Below are 18,782 nucleotides of genomic sequence, written 5' to 3' on the forward strand. Positions count from 1 at the left end.
TCCCGGAGCTGTCGGGCGATCCCGAGGGCGACGTCGCGGGTGTCGCCGACGGTCAGCACGTAGTAGTCGGTTTCGACGGACTCCTCGGGCCAGACGCCGGCCCGCCGACAGAGCAACGAGAGCGTCTCGTGGCCGATCCCGACGCCGACGGCCGGGGTTGGCTCGCCGCCGTAGCCCTCGATGAGGTCGTCGTACCGGCCGCCGCCGAAGACCGACCGCGAGACCTCCCCCGCGGTGTCGAAGCACTCGAAGACGACGCCGGTGTAGTAGTCGAGCCCGCGGGCCGTCCGCAGCGAGACCGTACAGTACTCCCGGGCGCCGAAGGCCGCGGTCGCCTCGAGGACGGCCCGGAGGTTCTCGACGGCGGCGGCGATCCGGTCGGTCCCGGCGAACGCGACGAGGTCGTCGAGGTCGTCGGTCCCCAACACCGCGTCGAAGGACTCGGCCTCCGAGCGCGTGAGGCCGGCGTCGACGAGGAGGTCGTAGTACGCCTCGCGGTCGATCTTCTCGCGCTTGTCGACCGCCCGGATCGCCTCGGCGGTGGCGACGTCGCTGTCGAGCGACCCGAGGAGGCCGCCGAGGATGTCCCGGTGGGAGACCCGGAACTCGAAGTCCGAGCCGGTGAGCCCGAGCCCGGTCAACACGTCCGCGGCGGCGGCGAGGACCTCGGCGTCGGCGACGGGGCGATCGGAGCCGAAGACGTCGACGTTCGTCTGGTAGAACTCCCGAAACCGGCCCTGTTGGACCTGCTCGTAGCGCCAGAAGGGCCGCGTCGAGAACCACTTGATCGGCTTTGCGAGCGCGCTTCCCCGGTCGCCGACCATGCGGGCGACGGTCGGCGTCAGCTCCGGGGTCAACGCCACCTCGCGGCCGCCCTTGTCCTCGAAGGCGTACAGCTCCTCGACGATCTCCTCGCCGGACTTCTCAGTATACAGCCCCGTCCGTTCGAGCGCGGGCGTGCCGATCTCCCGGAACCCGTAGCGCCGCACCCGTTCTTCGATCGTGTCCGCCATCGCCCGCCGGGCGGACATCTCGCCGGGGTAGAACTCGCGGAACCCTTTCAGGCCGTCGTACATGCCGGAGGGTTCGCGGGCGAACCCCTAAAAGGTGCGATCCCGCCGCCGATCGGGGGAGGCGCCGACCGCGCCGGGGATCGACCGGAAGCCCTCTGTCGATCGAAAACTGTTATTCGTTACCGTGCCCACGAGCCCGGTATGGAGCTGTACCGCCGCGACATCAGTCAGGACATCCGAGAACTCGGCGCGCTCATCGACGACGTGATCGCCGAACAGGGAGCGCCCGGCGCGTTGGAGACGGTCGAATCGATCAGGACGGCCGCGGCCGGGTACCGCAACGGGGAGGCGGACAGCCGCGAGGAGCTCCGATCGCTTCTGTCCGGGCTCGACGACGGCGAAACGCTGACCGTCGCTCGCGCGTTCACGACGTACTTCGAGTTGATCAACCTGGCGGAGGAACGGGAACGGGTCCGGGCGCTCCGCGAGCAGTCGCAGGCGGCGGCCCCCGACGAGGGGCTCGAGGAGGCCTTCGACGCCCTCTCTGCGGTCGAGAAAAGCACCCGAACCCGGGTCTTGGAGGACGTCCTGATCCAGCCGACCTTCACCGCACACCCGACGGAGGCGCGCCGGAAGACGGTGAACACGAAGCTGCGGACAGTCGCCGGGCTCCTCGAACGGCTCGACGAGCGGCTGGTGACCGACGACGAGGCCGCGCGCCTCGAGCGGGAACTCCGCGCGGAGGTGACGAGCCTCTGGCAGACGCCCCAGATCAGAGAGCGCCGACCGGAGCCCAGAGACGAGGTCCAGAACGTCCAGTGGTACCTCGAGCACGTGCTCTTCGACGTGGTCGGGGGCGTCTACGGGAAGCTCACGGACCTCTCGCCGGAGGGGTCCGCGCCGAAGCTCCTCGAGTTCCGCTCGTGGGCCGGCAGCGACCGCGACGGCAACCCCTACGTCACCCCCGAGGTGACGACGGAGACGCTCGCCCGCCAGCGCGAGGTCGTCATCGAGAAGTACCGCGACCGGATCACCGCCCTCTCGAACACGCTCACCCAAGACCGGACGGAGATCGACCTCGGCGAGGGGCTGGCCGCCTCGATCGCCGACGACAAAGAGCGGCTCCCGACGACCGCCGTCGACGCCGAGACGCGCTACCCCAACGAGCCCTACCGCCAGAAGCTGCTGTTGATGTACGAACGGCTCGATCGGGTCGGCGACGTCCGGCCGGGCGGCTACGACGACGCGGAGTCGTTCCGGGCCGATCTCGCGGCGCTGGCGGCGGATCTGCGGGCCAACGACGCCGCCGACATCGCCGAGACGCACCTCGATCCGTTCGTCCGGACCGTCGAGACGTTCCGGTTCAACCTGGCGAGTCTCGACCTCCGGGACCACCGACAGAACCACACGACGGCCGTGGCCGAGGTGCTCGAACGGCAGGGCGTCGACTACGACGGGATGACGGAGGCCGAACGCGTCGAGTTCCTCACCGAGGCGACCCTCGAGGCGCCCTCGCTCGTCGGCTTCGACGCGACCGAGGGGCTCTCGGAGACGACAGCGCGGGTGCTCAGGCGCTTCGACGCTCTCGGCGAGTGGCAGCGGGAGTACGGCGCCGACGCGATCGACACCTACTGCATCAGCATGTGCGAGGAGCCATCGCACGTCCTCGAGGTGCTGTTCTTGGCGAGCGAGGCGGGCGTCGTCGACCTCCCGGGCCACAGCGGGCTCGACGTCGTGCCGCTGTTAGAAACCGAGTCCGCGCTCTCGGGGGCCCGCCGGATCATGGGAACGCTGTTCGAGAACGAGGCCTACGCCGCCGCGCTCGAAGCCCGCGGAAACACCCAGGAGATCATGCTGGGTTACTCCGATTCGAACAAGGAGAACGGCTATCTCGCCGCCCAGTGGTCGCTGTACCGCAACCAGAAGCGCCTCGGCGAGATCACCGACGACTACGGCGTCGAGATGCGGCTGTTTCACGGCCGCGGCGGGTCGATCTCCCGCGGCGGCGGGCCGATGAACGACGCGCTGCTCGCGCTGCCGCCCGAGACCGTCACCGGCGACGTGAAGTTCACCGAACAGGGTGAGGCCATCGCCGAGAAGTACGCCAACCCGGCCATCGCCGAGCGCGAGATCGAACAGATGCTCAACGCGCAGGTCCGGGCGCGACTGCGCGCGCTCGACGACGAGCCCGAGCCCCTCGAGGAGGAGTGGATCGAGGCGATGGACACCGCCGCCGACGCCGCCCGCGCTGAGTACCGCAACCTGCTCTCGACGGAGGGCTTTCTCGAGTACTTCGGCCGGGCGACGCCGATCTCCGTCATCGAGGACCTCAACCTCGGCTCGCGTCCGGCCTCCCGGAGCGGCGAGCGGACCGTCGAGGACCTGCGCGCGATCCCGTGGGTGTTCGCCTGGACGCAGACCCGGTGTCCGATCACCGGCTGGTACTCGCTCGCGACGGGGTTCGACGCCTACCTCAAGGGCGGCGGCGACATCGGGACGCTCGAGCGGATGTACGAGGAGTGGCCCTTCTTCCGGACGATGCTCGACAACGCCGCGTTGGCGCTCGCCCGCACGGAGATGGGGATCGCCGCCGAGTACGCGGCGCTCGTCGACGGGGACCTCAGGGAGCGGATCTTCGGGCGGATCCGGGCCGAACACGACCGCGCCGTCGAGTTGGTGACGGCGATCACCGGCCGGGAGTCGCTCCTCGATCGGGGGTGGCTCGCCGAGAGCATCGACCGGCGGAACCCCTATGTCGACCCGCTGAACCTGCTGCAGATCCGGCTGCTCGCGAACGAGGACCGCTCCGAACTCGAAGAACGGGCGCTGCGGCTGACGGTGAAAGGAATTGCCGCCGGCGTCAAGAACACGGGCTGAGTCGCGAGGCGGCCGCCGGCCGGCGGCCGACCGCCGACCCCCGGCGCGAGCCGCCGTCACTACGTTTTTGTACGCCGCCGCCGCTACCTCAGTGGTATGACGGGAACGCTCGATCACACGATGATGCGCGTCGGCGATCTCGAGGGATCGATCGACTGGTACCGGACCCACTTCGGCTACGAGCTGAAAGACCGCTACGACGGCGACGGGTTCAGCATCGCCTACCTCGGGCCCGAGGGCATGGGCGACGAGGAGGCGATGCTCGAGTTGACGAGCAACGAGGGCGACGACGAGGTCGAGATCGGCGACGCGTGGGGCCACATCGCGGTCCGGGTTCGGGACCTCGAGTCTGCCTACGAGGCGCTGATCGAGGGCGGCGTCGAGGACTACCGCGACCCCGAGTCCTGCGGCGGCCGGTACGCCTTCGTGAAGGACCCCGACGGCCACGAGATCGAACTCGTGAGGCGCGAACAGGGGTCGCGCTACAGCATCGATCACACGATGATCCGCGTCGAGGACGCAGACGAGGCGCTCGGGTTTTGGGCCCGGAAGTTCGAGTACGTCGGCGTCGGGCGCTGGGAGGCCGACACGTTCGCGAACTTCTACGTCGAGCCCAGGGGGGCCGCCGACGAGGCGATGAGCGTCGAGTTGACCTACAACTACGACGGCCGAAGCTACGGCGACGGCGACGGCTGGGGCCACCTCTGCGTGCGCGTCGATGACCTCCACGAGGACTACGAGCGGTTGGTGCTGCGGGAGGTGCCGGAGGACCGCGATCCAGCCTCCTGCAACGATCTCTACGCGTTCGTAACGGACCCCGACGGCCACGAGATCGAACTCCTGGAGCGGGATCCCGACGCCGACTCGCTGTTTCCGTTCTGAGAAGGTCGGATCCGCTTCAGTTGTCCGAGGGCGGCCCGCGTCGCCGGCAACAGTGTTATTTGTTACCATGAGAACAGTGACCAATGGCAGTATATCACCCGCTCCGGTCGGCGAGCGTTCGAGTGACCGTCGTCGTCCTCTGTCTGCTCGTGGTGAACGGCTTTGCGATCCGGCTCCCGCCCGCGGCGGCGAGGCCGCTTTCGGGCCAGGCCTGGCTCGCCCTCGGCGGGTCGCTCTCGCCGACCGGCACGGGCCTTCTGGCGGGCGGGGTCTGTGTCACCCGGTACGTGCGCCGGGCGGTCTCCCGCGTCGAGGACGAACGGGCGTCCGTCGAGGCCGAGCGCGACGCGTTCAGGGAGTTCGCCGACGCCGTCGGGTCCATCGACGCCGACGGTCGGGCGCCGACCGGTCGCCCGGCGGCGACGCTCGTTTCGCCAGAGGTCCGGGACGCACCGACGGAAACGGTTCGGGACGCGTACCGCCGGACGGTGATGGACACGCCCGACTACGAGCGGGCGTACGGCGAGAGCATCGGAGAGAACATGACCGCCGAGTTGGGCCCGGAGGTCGCGGGGGCGGTGCTCCGCGGCGAGCGGTTCGGCCCCCAACTCAAACGCGCCCTGCACGATCGGGCGGCGGTCGCCGCGACGCAGCGGCGGGCGTTTTTGAACGCGCTCGACGGCGAGCGCGACTCGCTGTCGGAGGCACGGCGGCGGATCGAGTCGACGGCGGTGCCGTTCGACGACGCCCCCGAGACCGACCTCTCCGGGCAGTCTTTCGGGACGCTCGTCGGGTACGACCGGCAGTTGCGCCGGAGCGAAACGCGGTGTCGGGAACTCCTCGAGGACCGACAGCGCGAGATCCACCGGGCGGACGGGTGGCTCCCCGGGGCCGACGGGGGCGCGGGGTCCCTACAGGAGTACCTCTACCGACAGCTCGACGCCACGTTCCCCGCGCTCCGGGCGGCCGCCGAGCGGATCGAGCGGCTCCGGGACCGCCGCCGCGCCGTGGTTCGGGCGGTCGTTCGCGCGGAGTGAGCGGCCCTACCGCCCGCGGCCGGCCGGCGCGTCGCCGATCTCCCGCTCGACGACCTCGATCCCGAGTTCCTCGAGGGCCGCGCGCATGTGCTCGGAGTCGACGTACTCGGCGCCCCGTTCGACGCGGTGTCGCTGCGCCGTCGCCAACACCTCGCCGCGTCTGTCGTCGGGGACGGCGAACTTGTCGGCGACCAACTCGAGGGTCAGCCCGTTGTTGTCCTCCGTGTACAGCGAGTGAAACGCCCCGCGGTCGTACTCGCTGACGGGGTAGCCGGCGTCGTCGAGTTCGCGCGCGATCTCGTCGATCTCGTCGGGGTCGATGCGGAAGGCGAGGTGATGGACCTGGCCGGGGGCGGCGGCGGTGGCGTCGGCCGAGTCGCGCTCGTCGCTGACGAAGACGGTGAGCAGCCGGCCGTCGCCGGTGTCGAAAAACAGGTGCGTCAGCTCCGAGCGATCCAGGTTCGGCTGGCTGAGCACGAGCGGCATCCCGAGGAGGTCCCGATAGAACTCGATCGTCTCCTCGGTGTTCGTCCCCTCGACGGTGATGTGATCCGTTCCTCGCAGCGAGATCGGGCTGTCCGGCGGCTCCGCGTCGACGTCCGTCGTCTCCCGTGACATGTACTCGCCGGTGGTACGGCCGCCGAGTTGAAGTATATTCGCCGTCGGGCGGCCGCGGGTCGCCCGCCGTCCGTCGACCGATTTTTCAGTGAGCCCGAATCATGCACGGACGACCGTGTATGTCTGAGCACCCGAAGCCCTCGGAGACACCCCGAGACGCCCGATCGAACCCGATCCGCAACGCCGACGACTGGACGTCGATGCGCGAACGGGCCCGGACCGATCCCGGGTCGTTCCACGGCGACATCGCCAAACGGACCGTCCACTGGTACCACCCCGACGCCGACGCCTGGGCGACGGTCGCCGACGGCGAGTGGCGCGGGTTCGACACCGACGGGGAGCCGACCGCCCTCGAGCGCCCCGCGTCGGCGGACCCCTGGGACATCGCGCTCGATGACTCCGATCCGCCGCTGTACCGCTGGTTCGTCGGCGCGAAGACGAACGCCTGTTTCAACGAGGTCGACAGACACGTCCTCGGGGGGCACGGCGACGAGATCGCCTTCCGCTTCGAGGGTGACCGCTGGGACCAATCGAAAACGGACGGCCGCGGCGGCGCGGTCGTCTCCGAGGCGGTCTCGCGGCGCGAACTGCTGTACGAGGTCGTCGTCCGCGCGCGGGTCCTCCGGAACCTCGGGCTCGAAACCGGCGACCGCGTGGCGTTCAATATGCCGAACGTCCTCGAGCAGATCTACTACATCGAGGCGTGCAAGCGGCTCGGGATCGTGTACACGCCCGTCTTCGGCGGGTTCAGCGACAAGACGCTCTCCGATCGGATCGCCGAACTCGACGCCGAGGTGCTCATCACCGCCGACGGCGGGTACCGAAACGCCGAGGCCGTCCCGTACAAAGAGGAGTACGGCGACCCCGCTCTCGACGACTACCTGCCGGTCGAGACCGTCACCGCGGTCGTCGACGACGCCCTCTCGGAGCTCGACGCGACGGCGGCGCGCGCCGAGCGGATCCGGGCGGCCGTCGACGAGACGATCGAAGGAGAGATCACCGTCGATCGGGCCGACGCGATGCGGGGCGTCGGGCGCGCGCTGTCGGATCTCGCGGTCGATCCGGACCGGGCGACCGAGATACGGACCGGGATCGCACAGTCGCTCGTCGACGCCGAGCACATCGTCGACGACGTCGTCGTCGTCGAGCACACCGGCCAGGAGATCCAGCTGTACGAGCGGGACCACTGGGCGCACGAACTTCACGAGCGAGCCCGCGAGGAGGTTCTCGAGAACGCCCGGAAGGCCGGCTTCGAACTCGACGACGAGGGGGCGCTTTTCGAACGCTCGGATCGGGGGTTCGTGCGCGCGCTGTGGGCGACAAACAGGCCCGTCCCCGTCGGGGCGGAGTACCCGCTTTTCGTCATCTTCACGAGCGGTTCGACGGGCAAGCCGAAGGGCGTCGTCCACGTTCACGGCGGGTACACGGCGGGGATCGCCCACACGATGTCGGTCTCCTTCGACGTCGTTCCGGGCGAGGACACGATCTTCGTCGTCGCCGACCCGGGGTGGATCACCGGGCAGTCGTACCTGATAAGCGCCGCGCTCTCGACGCGGACGACGAGCGTCGTCGCCGAGGGGTCGCCGCTGTACCCCGACGCCGGCCGGTTCAGTTCGATCATCGAGCGGTACGACGTCGACGTGTTCAAAGCCGGCGTGACGTTCCTGAAGACGGTGATGGAGGACGAGGGCAACGTCGAGGAGATGCGCGAGTGGTCGACAGAGAGCCTCCGGGTCGCGACGTTCTGTGCGGAGCCGGTCAACGAGGCCGTCCAGGAGTTCGGCATGGAGGAGGTCTGTCCGTGGTACATCAACTCCTACTGGGCGACCGAACACGGCGGCATCGTCTGGACGCACTTCTACGACAACGACGACTTCGAGTTGCGCCCGGACGCCCACACGTATCCGTGTCCGTGGGTCTTCGGCGACGTCTGGACGAAAACGGAGACGGAGGCGGGCACCGAGTGGGAGTCCGCCGGGTACGACGAGCGCGGCGAGATAATCATCCGCGAGCCGTACCCGTATCTGATGCGGACCGTCTGGGGCGATGGCGACGCGTTCGACCCGGAGCGGCCGGCCGAGTGGGACGGCAACCGCGAGCGCTTCGAGGACGTGTACTGGGTGCAGAAAGACGACGAGTACGCGTACCTGCAGGGCGACGTCGCAAAGCGCTACGAGGACCGCTCGTTCAGCCTCCACGGGCGCTCCGACGAGGTGATAAACGTCTCCGGCCACCGGATGGGGACCGAGGAGATCGAGGGGGCGATGCTGCGGGACAAACAGCTTACCCCCGACACGCCGGTCGCGAACGTCGTCGTCGTCGGCGCGCCGCACCACGAGAAGGGTCGGACGCCGGTCGCGTTCGTCCAGACGCGCTCCGGCGAGTCGCTGACGACGGAGGTCGAAACCCGGCTGTCGGCGCTCGTCCGCGACGAGAAGGGCGTCGTCGCCGTCCCCGACGCGTTCATCGAGGTCTCGGAGTTCCCCGAAACCCGTTCGGGCAAGTACATGCGCCGGATGCTGACGGCGCTTCTCTCCGGGGACCCGGTCGGCGACACGACGACGCTGAAAAACCCCGAGGCGATCGAGGCGATCCGGCCGAAGGCCGAGCGGTGGCGGCGACACCAACGCATCGCCCGCCAGCAGGAACTGCTCGACGAGTACCGCTTCTCGACGGTCCAGTACAACCCGGTCCCCGGCGCCGACCGAGACGTCGCGACCGTCACGATCGACAACCCGCCGGTCAACGCCCTCACCGAGCGGGCGCTCGACGAACTCAACACCGTCGCACAGCACCTCGAACGCCAGGAGGACGTGGGGGCGGTCGTCCTCGCCAGCGAGGGCGAGCCGTTCGTCGCCGGGGCCGACATCGAGCAGTTCCTCGAGGAGGTCCACGAGCACGGCGAGGCGCGGACGCTGGCGAAGAAGGCCCACGAGGCCTTCGAGAGCATAGAAACGCTCTCGGTGCCGGTCGTCGCCGCCGTCGACGGCGCGGCCCTCGGCGGCGGCAACGAACTGCAGTTGGCGGCGCACTACACGGTCGCCGAACCCCACGCGACGTTCGGCCAACCGGAGCTCCGGCTCAACCTGATCCCCGGATACGGCGGGACCCAACGGCTGCCGCGGATACTCGCCGACGCCAACGGCCGCGAGGGCCTCGTCGAGGCCGTAACCGCCATCACGAACGGCCGCGACATCGACGCCGAGGAGGCCCTCGAGGCGGGCCTCGTCGACGAGATCGCGGACGTTCCGGCCCGGATGCGGGCCGCGGAACTGGCGCGGGGGTACCTCCGCGGCGAGGACGACACGCTCGGGGACGCCCATCGGGACCGCGAGGCGGCGCGGGCGCGGTGGGCCGACCCCGGGACCTTCGACGAGAGCGTCCTCGGGGAGCCGCTCGTGTCGCGCAACCGAGGCCAGTGTGAGGCCGTCTCGACCGGACGAGAGCGCGCCTTCGAGCGGGCGATCGAGGCGGTCCGGACCGGCTTCGACGAGGGGATCGAGGCCGGCTTCGAGCGGGAGGCCGAGAACTTCGCCTCGGCGGTCGTCGACCCCGACGGCGGCAAGGCGGGGATCGAGAAGTTCCTCGAGGGTCGGGCCGAGCCGCTTCCGGTCCGTCCCGACGGGGCGCCGTCGGTCGCCGAGGCCGACGACCTCGCCGAGGCCGGCGAACTGTTGGAGATCGGCGAGCCGTTCTACCCCGGCGTCGACGAGCTTCCGGAGTGGCAGTACGGCTTCGCGGTCGAGAAGGACCGCGGGACGGCCGAACCAGCCCACGGCGACCCGATCGACGCCGAAGTCGAGGGCATCTACCCCGTCGAGGAGCCCGGGCCCAACGAGGTGCTGTTGTACATGCTGACGAGCGAGGTGAACTTCAACGACGTCTGGGCGATCACCGGGATCCCCGTGAGCCAGTTCGACAACCACGATCGGGACTACCACATCACCGGGAGCGGCGGCGCGGCGCTCGTCGTCGACATGGGCGAGGCCGTCCGCGAGGAGGGTCGGATCGGCCTCGGCGATCTCGTCACCACCTACTCCGGACAGAGCGACCTGCTCTCGCCGCGGATGGGCCTGGACCCGATGTACGCCGGCTTCTCGATCCAGGGGTACGAGGTGCCGAACGGGAGCCACCAGCAGTTCATGCTCGCGCAGGCGCCGCAGGTCCACCCGATCCCCGAGGAGACGAACATCGAGGAGGCCGGGTCCTACGTCCTCGCGCTCGGCACCGTCTACCGGGCGCTTTTCACGACGCTCGACATCCACTCGGGGACGTCGATGTTCGTCGAGGGCGGCGCGACCGGCACCGGGTACGAGGCGGTCCGGACCGCCCAGCGCAACGGCGTGTCGGTGACCGGGCTGTGTTCGAGCCCCGAGCGGGCCGAGCGCATCGAGGGCACCGGCGCGGGGGCGATCAACCGCAAGAGCGAGGAACTCGCGGACATCTGGGGGCCGATCCCGGCCGACCCGGACGAGTGGGACGCCTGGCGGGCGGCCGGCGAGCCGCTGCTCGAGCGGTTCCGGGCCCAACACGGCGGCGAACTCGCCGACTACGCCGTCAGCCACGCCGGCGAGCAGTCCTTCCCCCGCTCGTTCCAGCTGCTCGAGGAGGGCGGGATGATAACCTTCTGGGGGGCCTCGACTGGGTACCGGATGACGTTTCTCGGCAAGCCCGGCGAGAGCACGCCGGGGGAGATGTTCGATCGCGTCGACCTCCAGGCCGGCGACGGTTTGGTCGTCTACTACGGGACCGAAACGGGTCCGGAGGGCGTCCTCGACCGGACGGGGCTGCGGGCGATCGAGGCCGGCAGAGGCGCCGACGCGGACGTCGTCGTCGTCGCGTACACCGACGAGCAGGCGGAGTTCGTCGAGTCGCTCGGGTACGGCGACGCGGTCGCGGCCGTCGTCTCGATCGAAGGGCTCGAACGCCGCGAGGAGGAGTTCGAGTGGCCCGAGACGCTGCCGGAGTTCCCGCACCCCCAGGCCGATCCCGAGGCGTTCAAGCGGGCCGTTCAGGCGTACACCGACGGCGCGTTCAAGCCGCTCGGCAAGGCGGTCGGCGAGCACCTCCGCACCCCGGAGAACCCCCGCGGACACCCCGACGTCGTCTTCGATCGCGCCGGCCACGACGCCCTCGGCGTCTCGACGATGCTCGTCCGGCCCCACACCGGCCGCGTCGTCTACAGCGAGAGCCTCGAGGGACGGCGGTACTCGTTTTACGCGCCGCAGGTGTGGATGCGACAGCGCGGAATCCACATGCCGACGGCGTCGATCCTGGGCTCGCATCTCTCGAACGCCTACGAGATCCAACAGCTCAACGCGGAGATCGACGCCGGCGCGCTCGACGTGACGCCGCCGCTCGTCGTCGAGTGGGCGGACCTGCCCGAAGCCCACCAGGCGATGTGGGACAACGAACACGAGGCGGAGGCCTACGTCGTCGATCACGCGCTCCCGGCCGAAGGGCTCCGAAACCGGAGCGAACTGTACAAGGCCTGGGGCCGTCCCGACCGCGAGTGAGCCGGCGGGTCGCCGTCGGGCGCGGCGATCCGGCGGGCGGGTCGAGTCGCCGCGTATAAACGTTCGGCTCGTTTCGGAGCGTGGAACAGTTTTATTTCATACCGATTCGTAGCCGACCGTATGCGACAGGTACTCACACAGTGTTTCAGGGGGTACGCCGCCGTCGCGGTGGTCGTCGCGGGGTTCACGGCGCTGTGGGCGCTCGGCATCATCGAGGTCGCGCTGCCGATCGTCGGCTACGCGTGGTTCGCGGTCGCGGCGGCCGGGGTGTTCGTCTCGGTCGGCATAACGGCGAAGGACGACGAGGTGATCGAGCCGGACGCGGCCGAGGAACGCGTCGAAACGTTCGAGGACGCGACGGTGACCGGACGGCCCTTCGAGGGGTACATCCTCGCGCTCGCGGTGTGGGCCGCCGTCTCCTTCGGGTGGGTGCTCGGCGGAATGAGCGCGGCCGGGCTCGACGTGGTCGGGTACGGCTGGCTCGCGATCGCGGCCTACGGGGTCGTCGTCGGGGTGGGGATCGCGCGGAACCACAGCGAGGACGTCGCAACGGCCGCCGACCCGACCGAGAGCCTCGAGACAGACGGGTAGACGCGGCTCGGAGACGCGGAAAACGACCGGTGAGCTTTCGAGTCGTTCTCGCTGTCAGTCCGTCGGACACCTCGAGCGGTAGGCGCTCGGGGGTGCGTTACGTTCGGCAATTGTTCTCAAGAATTTATGTACCATGCCGCGCAACCGACGGCAGACGCCTTCGAGTATGAGTTCGGGTCCACACACGGTCCGGGTGCTCCACGTCGACGACGACGCCGAGTTCGCCGAGTTGACCGCCTCGTTTCTCGAACGCGAACACGACCGCCTCAGCGTCGAAACCGCCACCACCGCCGCCGCCGGCACCCAGCGACTCGCCGACCCCGACGCCGACATCGACTGTGTGGTCTCCGATTACGACATGCCCGAAACGAACGGCATCGAGTTCCTCGAAACCGTCCGCCAACAGTGTCCCGAACTCCCCTTCGTACTTTTCACCGGCAAGGGCAGCGAGGAAATCGCCAGCGACGCCATCTCCGCCGGCGTCACCGACTACCTCCAAAAGAAAACCGGACACAGCCAATACGCCGTCCTCGCAAACCGCATCACAAACGCCGTCGAACAGTACCGATCGAAGCGCCGGGCGGAGGCGAGCCAACAGCGGCTCTCGTTGCTCTTCGAGCAGTCGCCGCTCGGCGTCGTCGAGTGGAACGAGCGCTTCGAGTTCGCCCGCATGAACGACGCCGCCGAGGAGATCCTCGGATATGCCGAGTCGGAGCTGATCGGCGAGTCCTGGGAGCGGATCGTCCCCGAGGCCGAACGGGAGTCGGTCTCGACGGTCGTCGAGAAACTCCTCGAGAACGATGACGGCTACTACAGCCGCAACGAGAACGTCCGCAAGAACGGCGAGCGGATCGTCTGCGAGTGGCACAACCGCGTCGTGACCGACGACGACGGCGAGGCGGTGGCGATCTACTCGCAGTTCCGGGACGTCACCGAACGCGAACGGCGCAAGGACGAACTCCGCCGGAGCGAGCGGCGCTACCGGGCGGTGTTCGACGATCCGAACCTCCTGGCCGGGCTGCTCGACACGGACGGCGGCGTCATCGACATCAACCGGACGGCGATGGAGTACGCCGACGCCGGGTCCGGGGACCCGATCGGCGACCCGCTCATCGAAACGTCGTGGGTGGGGCGGTCGGGGGCGGACCGGGCGGAGATCGAGGCGTGGATCGACCGGGCCGCGGACGGCGAGTACGTCGAGTTCGAACTCGAGGGGGTCCGGCCGGACGGCGGGTCCTACGCCGTCGAGGGGGTGTTCCGGCCGGTCCGAAACGACGACGGGGAGATCGTCTCGCTGTTGGTCACCGGCCGCGACGTCACGCGCCGCCGCGAGCGGGAGGACCGACTGGAGGCGCTGAACCGCGCGACCGGGGAACTGCTCGACGTCGAAAACAAGACGGAGGCCGCCGAGGTCGGCGTCGAACTCGCGCGGGACGTCCTCGGCCTGGAGTCGAACGGGGTCTACTTCCGGGACGGGGGCGACGGCGACAGCGGGTCGGTGCTGCGGCCGGCCGCGGTCACCGAGCGGACCCGCGAACTCCTCGGCGAGCCGCCGACGTTCGACGGCGGCGACAGCATCGCCTGGCGCGTCTACGAGACGGGCGACGCGCTCGCGCTCGACGACGTCCACGGCGATCGGGACCGCTACGACGCGGAGATGTCCATCCGGAGCGAACTGTACCTGCCGATCGGCGATCACGGGATCCTCCTTGCGGGATCGACAGCGGCGGCCGCCTTCGACCAGCAGGACGTGCTCCTCGGGGAGATACTCGCCAACAACGTCGCGGCGGCGATAGAGCAGATCGAACGGACCGAGCGGCTCCGGGCGCGGACCCGGGAACTCGGCGAGACGAACCGGGAGATGGAGGCGACCGAGACCCAACTCGAGTCCCAGTACCGGCTCCTGTTCGAGGAGGCACCGATAATGGCCGTCATCGCGCGGGACGTCGAGGGGCGTCCGGTGATCGAGGACTGCAACGACCGGTTTCTCGACACCCTCGGCGTGGAGCGCAACGACGCGATCGGAAGCGGCCTCGCGGCGTACTACACGCCCGATTCGGCCGCTGAACTGCTCGAAAGCGGCGGGTTCGAACGCGCGATGTCGGACGTGTCCGGCACCGAACGGCGGGACCTCGTGGCCGCCGACGGCGAGACCGTCGAGACGCTGCTCCGCGCGGTGCCGTACTACGACGACGGCGAAACGGTCGGCACGGTCGCCATGTACGTCGACATCTCCGAGCGCGAGCGGCTCAAGCGCGCCAACGAGCGCCTCGAGGAGTTCACCGGGATCGTCAGCCACGACCTCCGGAACCCGCTTCGGGCCGCCGAGGGGCGCTTGGCGCTGGCCCGCGAGGGGGCGAGCGACAGCGAGCACCTGGCCGCCGTCGATCGGGCCCACGACCGGATGAACGCGCTCATCGAGGACCTGCTCGCGCTCGCACAGGAGGGCGACGCCGTGACCGACGCCGAAGAGGTCGACATCGCGGAGCTCGTCGAGCGCTGTTGGGCGACCGTCGGGGCGGCCGACACCGACCTCCGCGTGGAGACGGACGGGACGGTCCGGGGCGATCCGGGGCGGCTCAGGCGGCTCCTCGAGAACCTCTTTGCGAACGCGATCGAACACGGCGGCGAGGGCGTGACCGTCACCGTCGGCGCGTTCGACAGCGGCCTCTACGTCGAGGACGACGGACCGGGGATCTCCGAAGACGAGCGCGGGGACGTCTTCGAGCCCGGCTACTCGACGGGACGGGACGGCACCGGGTTCGGGCTCAGCATCGTCGAGCGGATCGTCGACGCCCACGGCTGGGAGATCCGGGCGACAGAGAGCGCCGACGGCGGCGCGCGCTTCGAGATCACCGGCGTCGGTATCGACCCCGCCTGAAACTCGGGGAACGCCCGGTCCGCGCTCACCCGTCGATCAGGCGGCCGAGGAGCCCGTCGGGCATCCCGGCGGCGACGAGCGTATCGAAGACCGACGCCGGGAGGAGCCACTGCAACACCGGGAGGAGCCGCGCTCTGGTCCCGACCGGGTACCGCGGGTCGGGGTCGGGCGCCGTCGCGGCGGTGACCGCGGCGTCGGCGACGGCCTGCGAGGACGCGCTCTCGGGGCGGTAGCCCTCGAAGGCGTCGTAGGCCGCCCGGTAGGCGCTGTCCGTGCGTCCCTCGAGGGCGTCGCTCGCCCGCTCGTTCAGCCCGGTCGCAACCGGCCCGGGTTCGACGAGCGAGACGTCGACGCCGCGGTCGGCGAGTTCGCGCCGGAGCGATCCGACGTACCCCGCGAGCCCGGCCTTCGAGGCGCTGTAGGCGCCGTGGTACGGCAGCGAGACGCGGCCGACAAGAGAGCCGACAACGACGATCCGTCCGTTGCGGCGGCGGAGCCGCGACGCCAAAGCGAAGACGACGGTGTGGACCGTCAGCAGGTTCGCCTCGACGTGGCGGCGCAACCGCGCCGGCGAGCACTCCTCGAGCGCGCCGAGTTCGTACCAGCCGGCGGCGGTGATGAGGGCGTCGGGGTCGACGCCGGCCAGGGCGGTTTCGACGGCCTCGGCGTCCGTGAGATCGACCGCCTCCGTCTCGACCGCGGCCGGGAGGTCGCCGAGGGCGTCGTCGCGGCGGTCCAACGCGAGGACGTCGTGTCCGGCCGCCGAGAGCCGATCGGCGATCGCTCGGCCGATCCCGCCCGCGGCGCCGGTGAGTACCGTCTGCATACGCCAGCCTGGACGACGACGCTCTTGACCGTTCCGGCGGTCGCCCCTCGCCGCCGGCTCGGACCGCGCCGCCTGTTCGGACCGCCCGAACAACGTCAGAACTAAGTTCTTTAGGCGAACCTAAATCGGTATGGACGGCGCAAAGCGCCCCGACGAGAGCGGCCTGACGGCCGCGCCTCCCGCTCGGGGGTCGAACCGAGCCCGCCCGGCCCTCGGGCCGTCGGATACGGGCGGATGAGCGGCCGCCTCCCGGCGTGGGTCCGCCGCTCGTGTTCGAGGGGCCGGCTCGCGGTGCTCGGGACCGTTCTCGTCGTCGTCGCGGTCGGCGCCGTCGCGGTCCGGACCGTCGATCTGAGCGCGGCGCTCGCACAGCTCCGGCGGGCCGACCCGGCGCTTCTCGGGGTCGGGCTCGCCGTCTACCTGCTCTCGTGGCCGCTCCGCGGGCGGCGCTACGGCGACGTGCTCGCGGCGATGGACCGACGGTACGGGACCGCGTTTCTCACGGCCGCCGTTCTCGTGAGCCAGACCGCAAACCTCGTCGTGCCCGCCCGCGCCGGCGACGGGGTCCGGGCGTACGTCCTGAAGACCCGCCGCGGGGTGCCGTACCCGACCGGCGTCGCGTCGCTTGCCGTCGAGCGCGTGTTCGATCTGCTGGCCGTCGCCGCGCTCGGCGGCGTCGCCTTCGCCCTGCTGGCGTTCGGCGGCCGGGACGTCACGCTCGCCGGCGGGTCGACCGGCGCCGCCGTCGCCGTCACAATCGCCGTCTCGGCGGCGGCGCTGTCGGTTTCGACGGTCGCCGTCGCCCGCAGCGATCGGCCGATCGGGGGCGCCCTCCGGGACCGCGCCGCCGGGACGCGGCTGTCTTCGGCCGCCGACGCGCTCGTCCGGTTCGGCGCCAGCGTCCGCGTCGTGGCGGCGAACCCGCGGGCGATCGCGACGGTCTACGCCGGGAGCCTCGCAATCTGGGCGGCGGACGTCCTGACGGCGGTGGCGGTGCTCGGCGCGCTCGTGGGCTTCGACGGCGCGAGCGTGTCGGTGCCGACGCTTCTCGTCGTCGGGACGCTCGCCGTCAGCGTCGGGAACCTCGCGAAGGTGTTGCCGCTCTCGCAGGGCGGGATCGGGCTGTACGAGGCGGCGTTTACCGGGATCGTCGTCGGTGTCGCACCGATCGCGCCCGAGGCGGCGCTGGCCGCGGCCGTGCTCGATCACGCGCTCAAAAACGCCGTGACGCTCGGCGGCGGCGCCGTCGCCGCCGCCGCTCTTAACGTCTCTCCGCGGGCCGCCCCCGAAGACGCCGACCCGGCGGCGGCATCGTCAGATATTTAGGCCAGCCTAAACCATGGCTAGCAATGAGTCCGACCGCCTCGAGACGCGCCGAGCGGGACACCTGCGTGATCGTCCCGACGATCCGGGAGTACGACTGCATCAGGGCCTACGTCGAGAACGCCCGCGAACACGGCTTCGATACGTCGCGGCTGGAGTTCGTGCTCGTCACGGAGGACTTCTGTGAGACCGACGCGATGCGGGACACCCTCGAGGAGTTGGACGTCTCAGGGGAGGTCTTCGACGGGACCCGCCGCGAGCGGTGGTACGACGAGCACGGGATCGCCGAGTACGGCCACGTCGTCCCGGCCGCCAGTCACGCCGAGACGAGCTTCGGGCTGTTGTACATGTGGGAGCACGACCGCTTCGAGTACGGCTTTTTCATCGACGACGACACGCTCCCGCACGACGGGAGCGACTACTTCGGCCGCCACATGCGGAACCTCGCGTTCGGCGGCGACGTCGAGTCGGTCCGCTCGGACGAGCGGTGGGTGAACGTCCTGTATCAGCGCGCGGACGAACACAGCCTCTACCCACGGGGATACCCCTACTCGGCGATGGACGAGACCGTCGAGACGGACACGAGGACGATCGAGGCCGGCGACGTCGTCGCCTCCCAGGGGCTCTGGACGAACGTCCCCGATCTCGACGCCGTTCGGATCCTGATGGACGGCGACCTCGAGGGGCAGGCCCAGACCCGGACGAGCGCCGAGGACTTCCCCCGGGACTTCGTTGCGGCCCCGGGCAACTACCTCACCGTCTGCTCGATGAACCTCGCGTTCCGCCGGGAGGTGATCCCGGCGTTCTATCAGCTTCCGATGGACGACAACGAGTGGGACGTGGGGCGGTTCGACGACATCTGGAGCGGGGTGTTCCTCAAGCGGGCCTGCGACGTGTTGGGCGCGGAGATCTACAACGGCCGGCCGCTGTGCGAGCACAACAAGGCCGCCCGATCGACGTTCGACGACCTCCACAACGAGGTCGCGGGGCTCGAGCTCAACGAGCACCTCTGGCGCATCGTCGAGGACGCCGGCGAGGGGGCCGACGGGTACGCCGAGATCTACGGCGCGATGGCCGATCGGCTCGCCGAGGGCTCCTTCGACGAGTTCCGGAACGGGGCGTTTTTCAACCACGTCGGCGAGTGCATGCGCGATTGGCTCGCGTGTCTCGACGCGCTCGACCGCGTTCCGGCGGCGGCGGACGACTGAACCGACAGGT

General features: G+C 70.0%; 11 protein-coding genes. 8 read left to right on the plus strand and 3 right to left on the minus strand.

Annotated features, from left to right (window positions below; all coding sequences use genetic code 11):
- A partial coding sequence (hisS, locus tag Q0916_RS07715; protein WP_299236327.1) for a histidine--tRNA ligase occupies positions 1 to 1,076 on the minus strand: 1,076 nt, incomplete at its 3' end.
- A gap of 138 nt (positions 1,077 to 1,214) precedes the next feature.
- On the opposite strand from hisS, the gene ppc reads away from it, so the two are divergent.
- The 3 genes from ppc (at position 1,215) to Q0916_RS07730 (ending at position 5,809) form a co-directional block, all read left to right on the plus strand.
- Positions 1,215 to 3,890 carry a phosphoenolpyruvate carboxylase gene (ppc, locus tag Q0916_RS07720; RefSeq protein ID WP_299236329.1) on the plus strand — a complete coding sequence of 892 codons (2,676 nt, stop codon included), beginning with the start codon at positions 1,215 to 1,217 and terminating at the stop codon, positions 3,888 to 3,890.
- A 96-nt stretch (positions 3,891 to 3,986) separates the two neighbouring features.
- The gene (locus Q0916_RS07725) at positions 3,987 to 4,772 is read left to right on the plus strand and encodes a VOC family protein (protein ID WP_299236331.1); all 786 of its coding nucleotides are present in this window, start codon (positions 3,987 to 3,989) and stop codon (positions 4,770 to 4,772) included.
- Positions 4,773 to 4,855: 83 nt separating this feature from the next.
- Positions 4,856 to 5,809, plus strand: coding sequence for a DUF7260 family protein (locus Q0916_RS07730; protein ID WP_299236332.1), 954 nt, complete (start codon positions 4,856 to 4,858; stop codon positions 5,807 to 5,809).
- Between the two features lie 6 nt (positions 5,810 to 5,815).
- Here Q0916_RS07730 and Q0916_RS07735 read toward each other — a convergent pair whose 3' ends face one another.
- Positions 5,816 to 6,427, minus strand: a complete 612-nt coding sequence (locus Q0916_RS07735) for a VOC family protein (RefSeq protein WP_299236333.1) — start codon at positions 6,425 to 6,427, stop codon at positions 5,816 to 5,818.
- Between the two features lie 119 nt (positions 6,428 to 6,546).
- Between Q0916_RS07735 and Q0916_RS07740 the strand changes: the two genes are divergently transcribed.
- From Q0916_RS07740 to Q0916_RS07750, 3 genes are all read left to right on the plus strand, one after another.
- Positions 6,547 to 11,943: an AMP-binding protein gene (locus Q0916_RS07740; protein WP_299236334.1), complete on the plus strand. Its 5,397-nt coding sequence runs from the start codon at positions 6,547 to 6,549 to the stop codon at positions 11,941 to 11,943.
- Positions 11,944 to 12,063: 120 nt separating this feature from the next.
- Complete coding sequence (locus tag Q0916_RS07745; protein ID WP_299236335.1) at positions 12,064 to 12,534, plus strand: hypothetical protein; 471 nt, start codon at positions 12,064 to 12,066, stop codon at positions 12,532 to 12,534.
- A 166-nt stretch (positions 12,535 to 12,700) separates the two neighbouring features.
- Positions 12,701 to 15,415: a PAS domain S-box protein gene (locus Q0916_RS07750; RefSeq protein WP_299236336.1), complete on the plus strand. Its 2,715-nt coding sequence runs from the start codon at positions 12,701 to 12,703 to the stop codon at positions 15,413 to 15,415.
- Positions 15,416 to 15,440: 25 nt separating this feature from the next.
- Here Q0916_RS07750 and Q0916_RS07755 read toward each other — a convergent pair whose 3' ends face one another.
- A complete protein-coding gene (locus Q0916_RS07755) occupies positions 15,441 to 16,241 on the minus strand; it encodes an SDR family NAD(P)-dependent oxidoreductase (RefSeq protein WP_299236337.1) in 801 nt (266 codons plus the stop codon).
- Between the two features lie 234 nt (positions 16,242 to 16,475).
- On the opposite strand from Q0916_RS07755, the gene Q0916_RS07760 reads away from it, so the two are divergent.
- Both Q0916_RS07760 and Q0916_RS07765 read left to right on the plus strand, forming a co-directional pair.
- The gene (locus tag Q0916_RS07760; RefSeq protein WP_299236338.1) at positions 16,476 to 17,567 is read left to right on the plus strand and encodes a lysylphosphatidylglycerol synthase transmembrane domain-containing protein; all 1,092 of its coding nucleotides are present in this window, start codon (positions 16,476 to 16,478) and stop codon (positions 17,565 to 17,567) included.
- Positions 17,568 to 17,590: 23 nt separating this feature from the next.
- Positions 17,591 to 18,772 carry an alpha-1 4-glucan-protein synthase gene (locus Q0916_RS07765; protein ID WP_299236340.1) on the plus strand — a complete coding sequence of 394 codons (1,182 nt, stop codon included), beginning with the start codon at positions 17,591 to 17,593 and terminating at the stop codon, positions 18,770 to 18,772.
- The last annotated feature ends 10 nt before the right edge of the window (positions 18,773 to 18,782 follow it).

This window comes from Natronomonas sp., assembly GCF_028274965.1.
Classification (GTDB): Archaea; Halobacteriota; Halobacteria; order Halobacteriales; family Haloarculaceae; genus Natronomonas.

What these genes read in the sequence shown, in the direction of transcription:
- Q0916_RS07750 (WP_299236336.1), top strand. Translation starts at nt 12,701, where the DNA reads ATGAGTTCGGGTCCACACACGGTCCGGGTGCTCCACGTCGACGACGAC.
- Q0916_RS07765 (WP_299236340.1), top strand. Translation starts at nt 17,591, where the DNA reads ATGAGTCCGACCGCCTCGAGACGCGCCGAGCGGGACACCTGCGTGATC.
- Q0916_RS07760 (WP_299236338.1), top strand. Translation starts at nt 16,476, where the DNA reads ATGAGCGGCCGCCTCCCGGCGTGGGTCCGCCGCTCGTGTTCGAGGGGC.
- Q0916_RS07730 (WP_299236332.1), top strand. Translation starts at nt 4,856, where the DNA reads ATGGCAGTATATCACCCGCTCCGGTCGGCGAGCGTTCGAGTGACCGTC.
- ppc (WP_299236329.1), top strand. Translation starts at nt 1,215, where the DNA reads ATGGAGCTGTACCGCCGCGACATCAGTCAGGACATCCGAGAACTCGGC.
- Q0916_RS07735 (WP_299236333.1), bottom strand. Translation starts at nt 6,427, where the DNA reads ATGTCACGGGAGACGACGGACGTCGACGCGGAGCCGCCGGACAGCCCG.
- Q0916_RS07740 (WP_299236334.1), top strand. Translation starts at nt 6,547, where the DNA reads ATGTCTGAGCACCCGAAGCCCTCGGAGACACCCCGAGACGCCCGATCG.
- Q0916_RS07725 (WP_299236331.1), top strand. Translation starts at nt 3,987, where the DNA reads ATGACGGGAACGCTCGATCACACGATGATGCGCGTCGGCGATCTCGAG.
- Q0916_RS07745 (WP_299236335.1), top strand. Translation starts at nt 12,064, where the DNA reads ATGCGACAGGTACTCACACAGTGTTTCAGGGGGTACGCCGCCGTCGCG.
- Q0916_RS07755 (WP_299236337.1), bottom strand. Translation starts at nt 16,241, where the DNA reads ATGCAGACGGTACTCACCGGCGCCGCGGGCGGGATCGGCCGAGCGATC.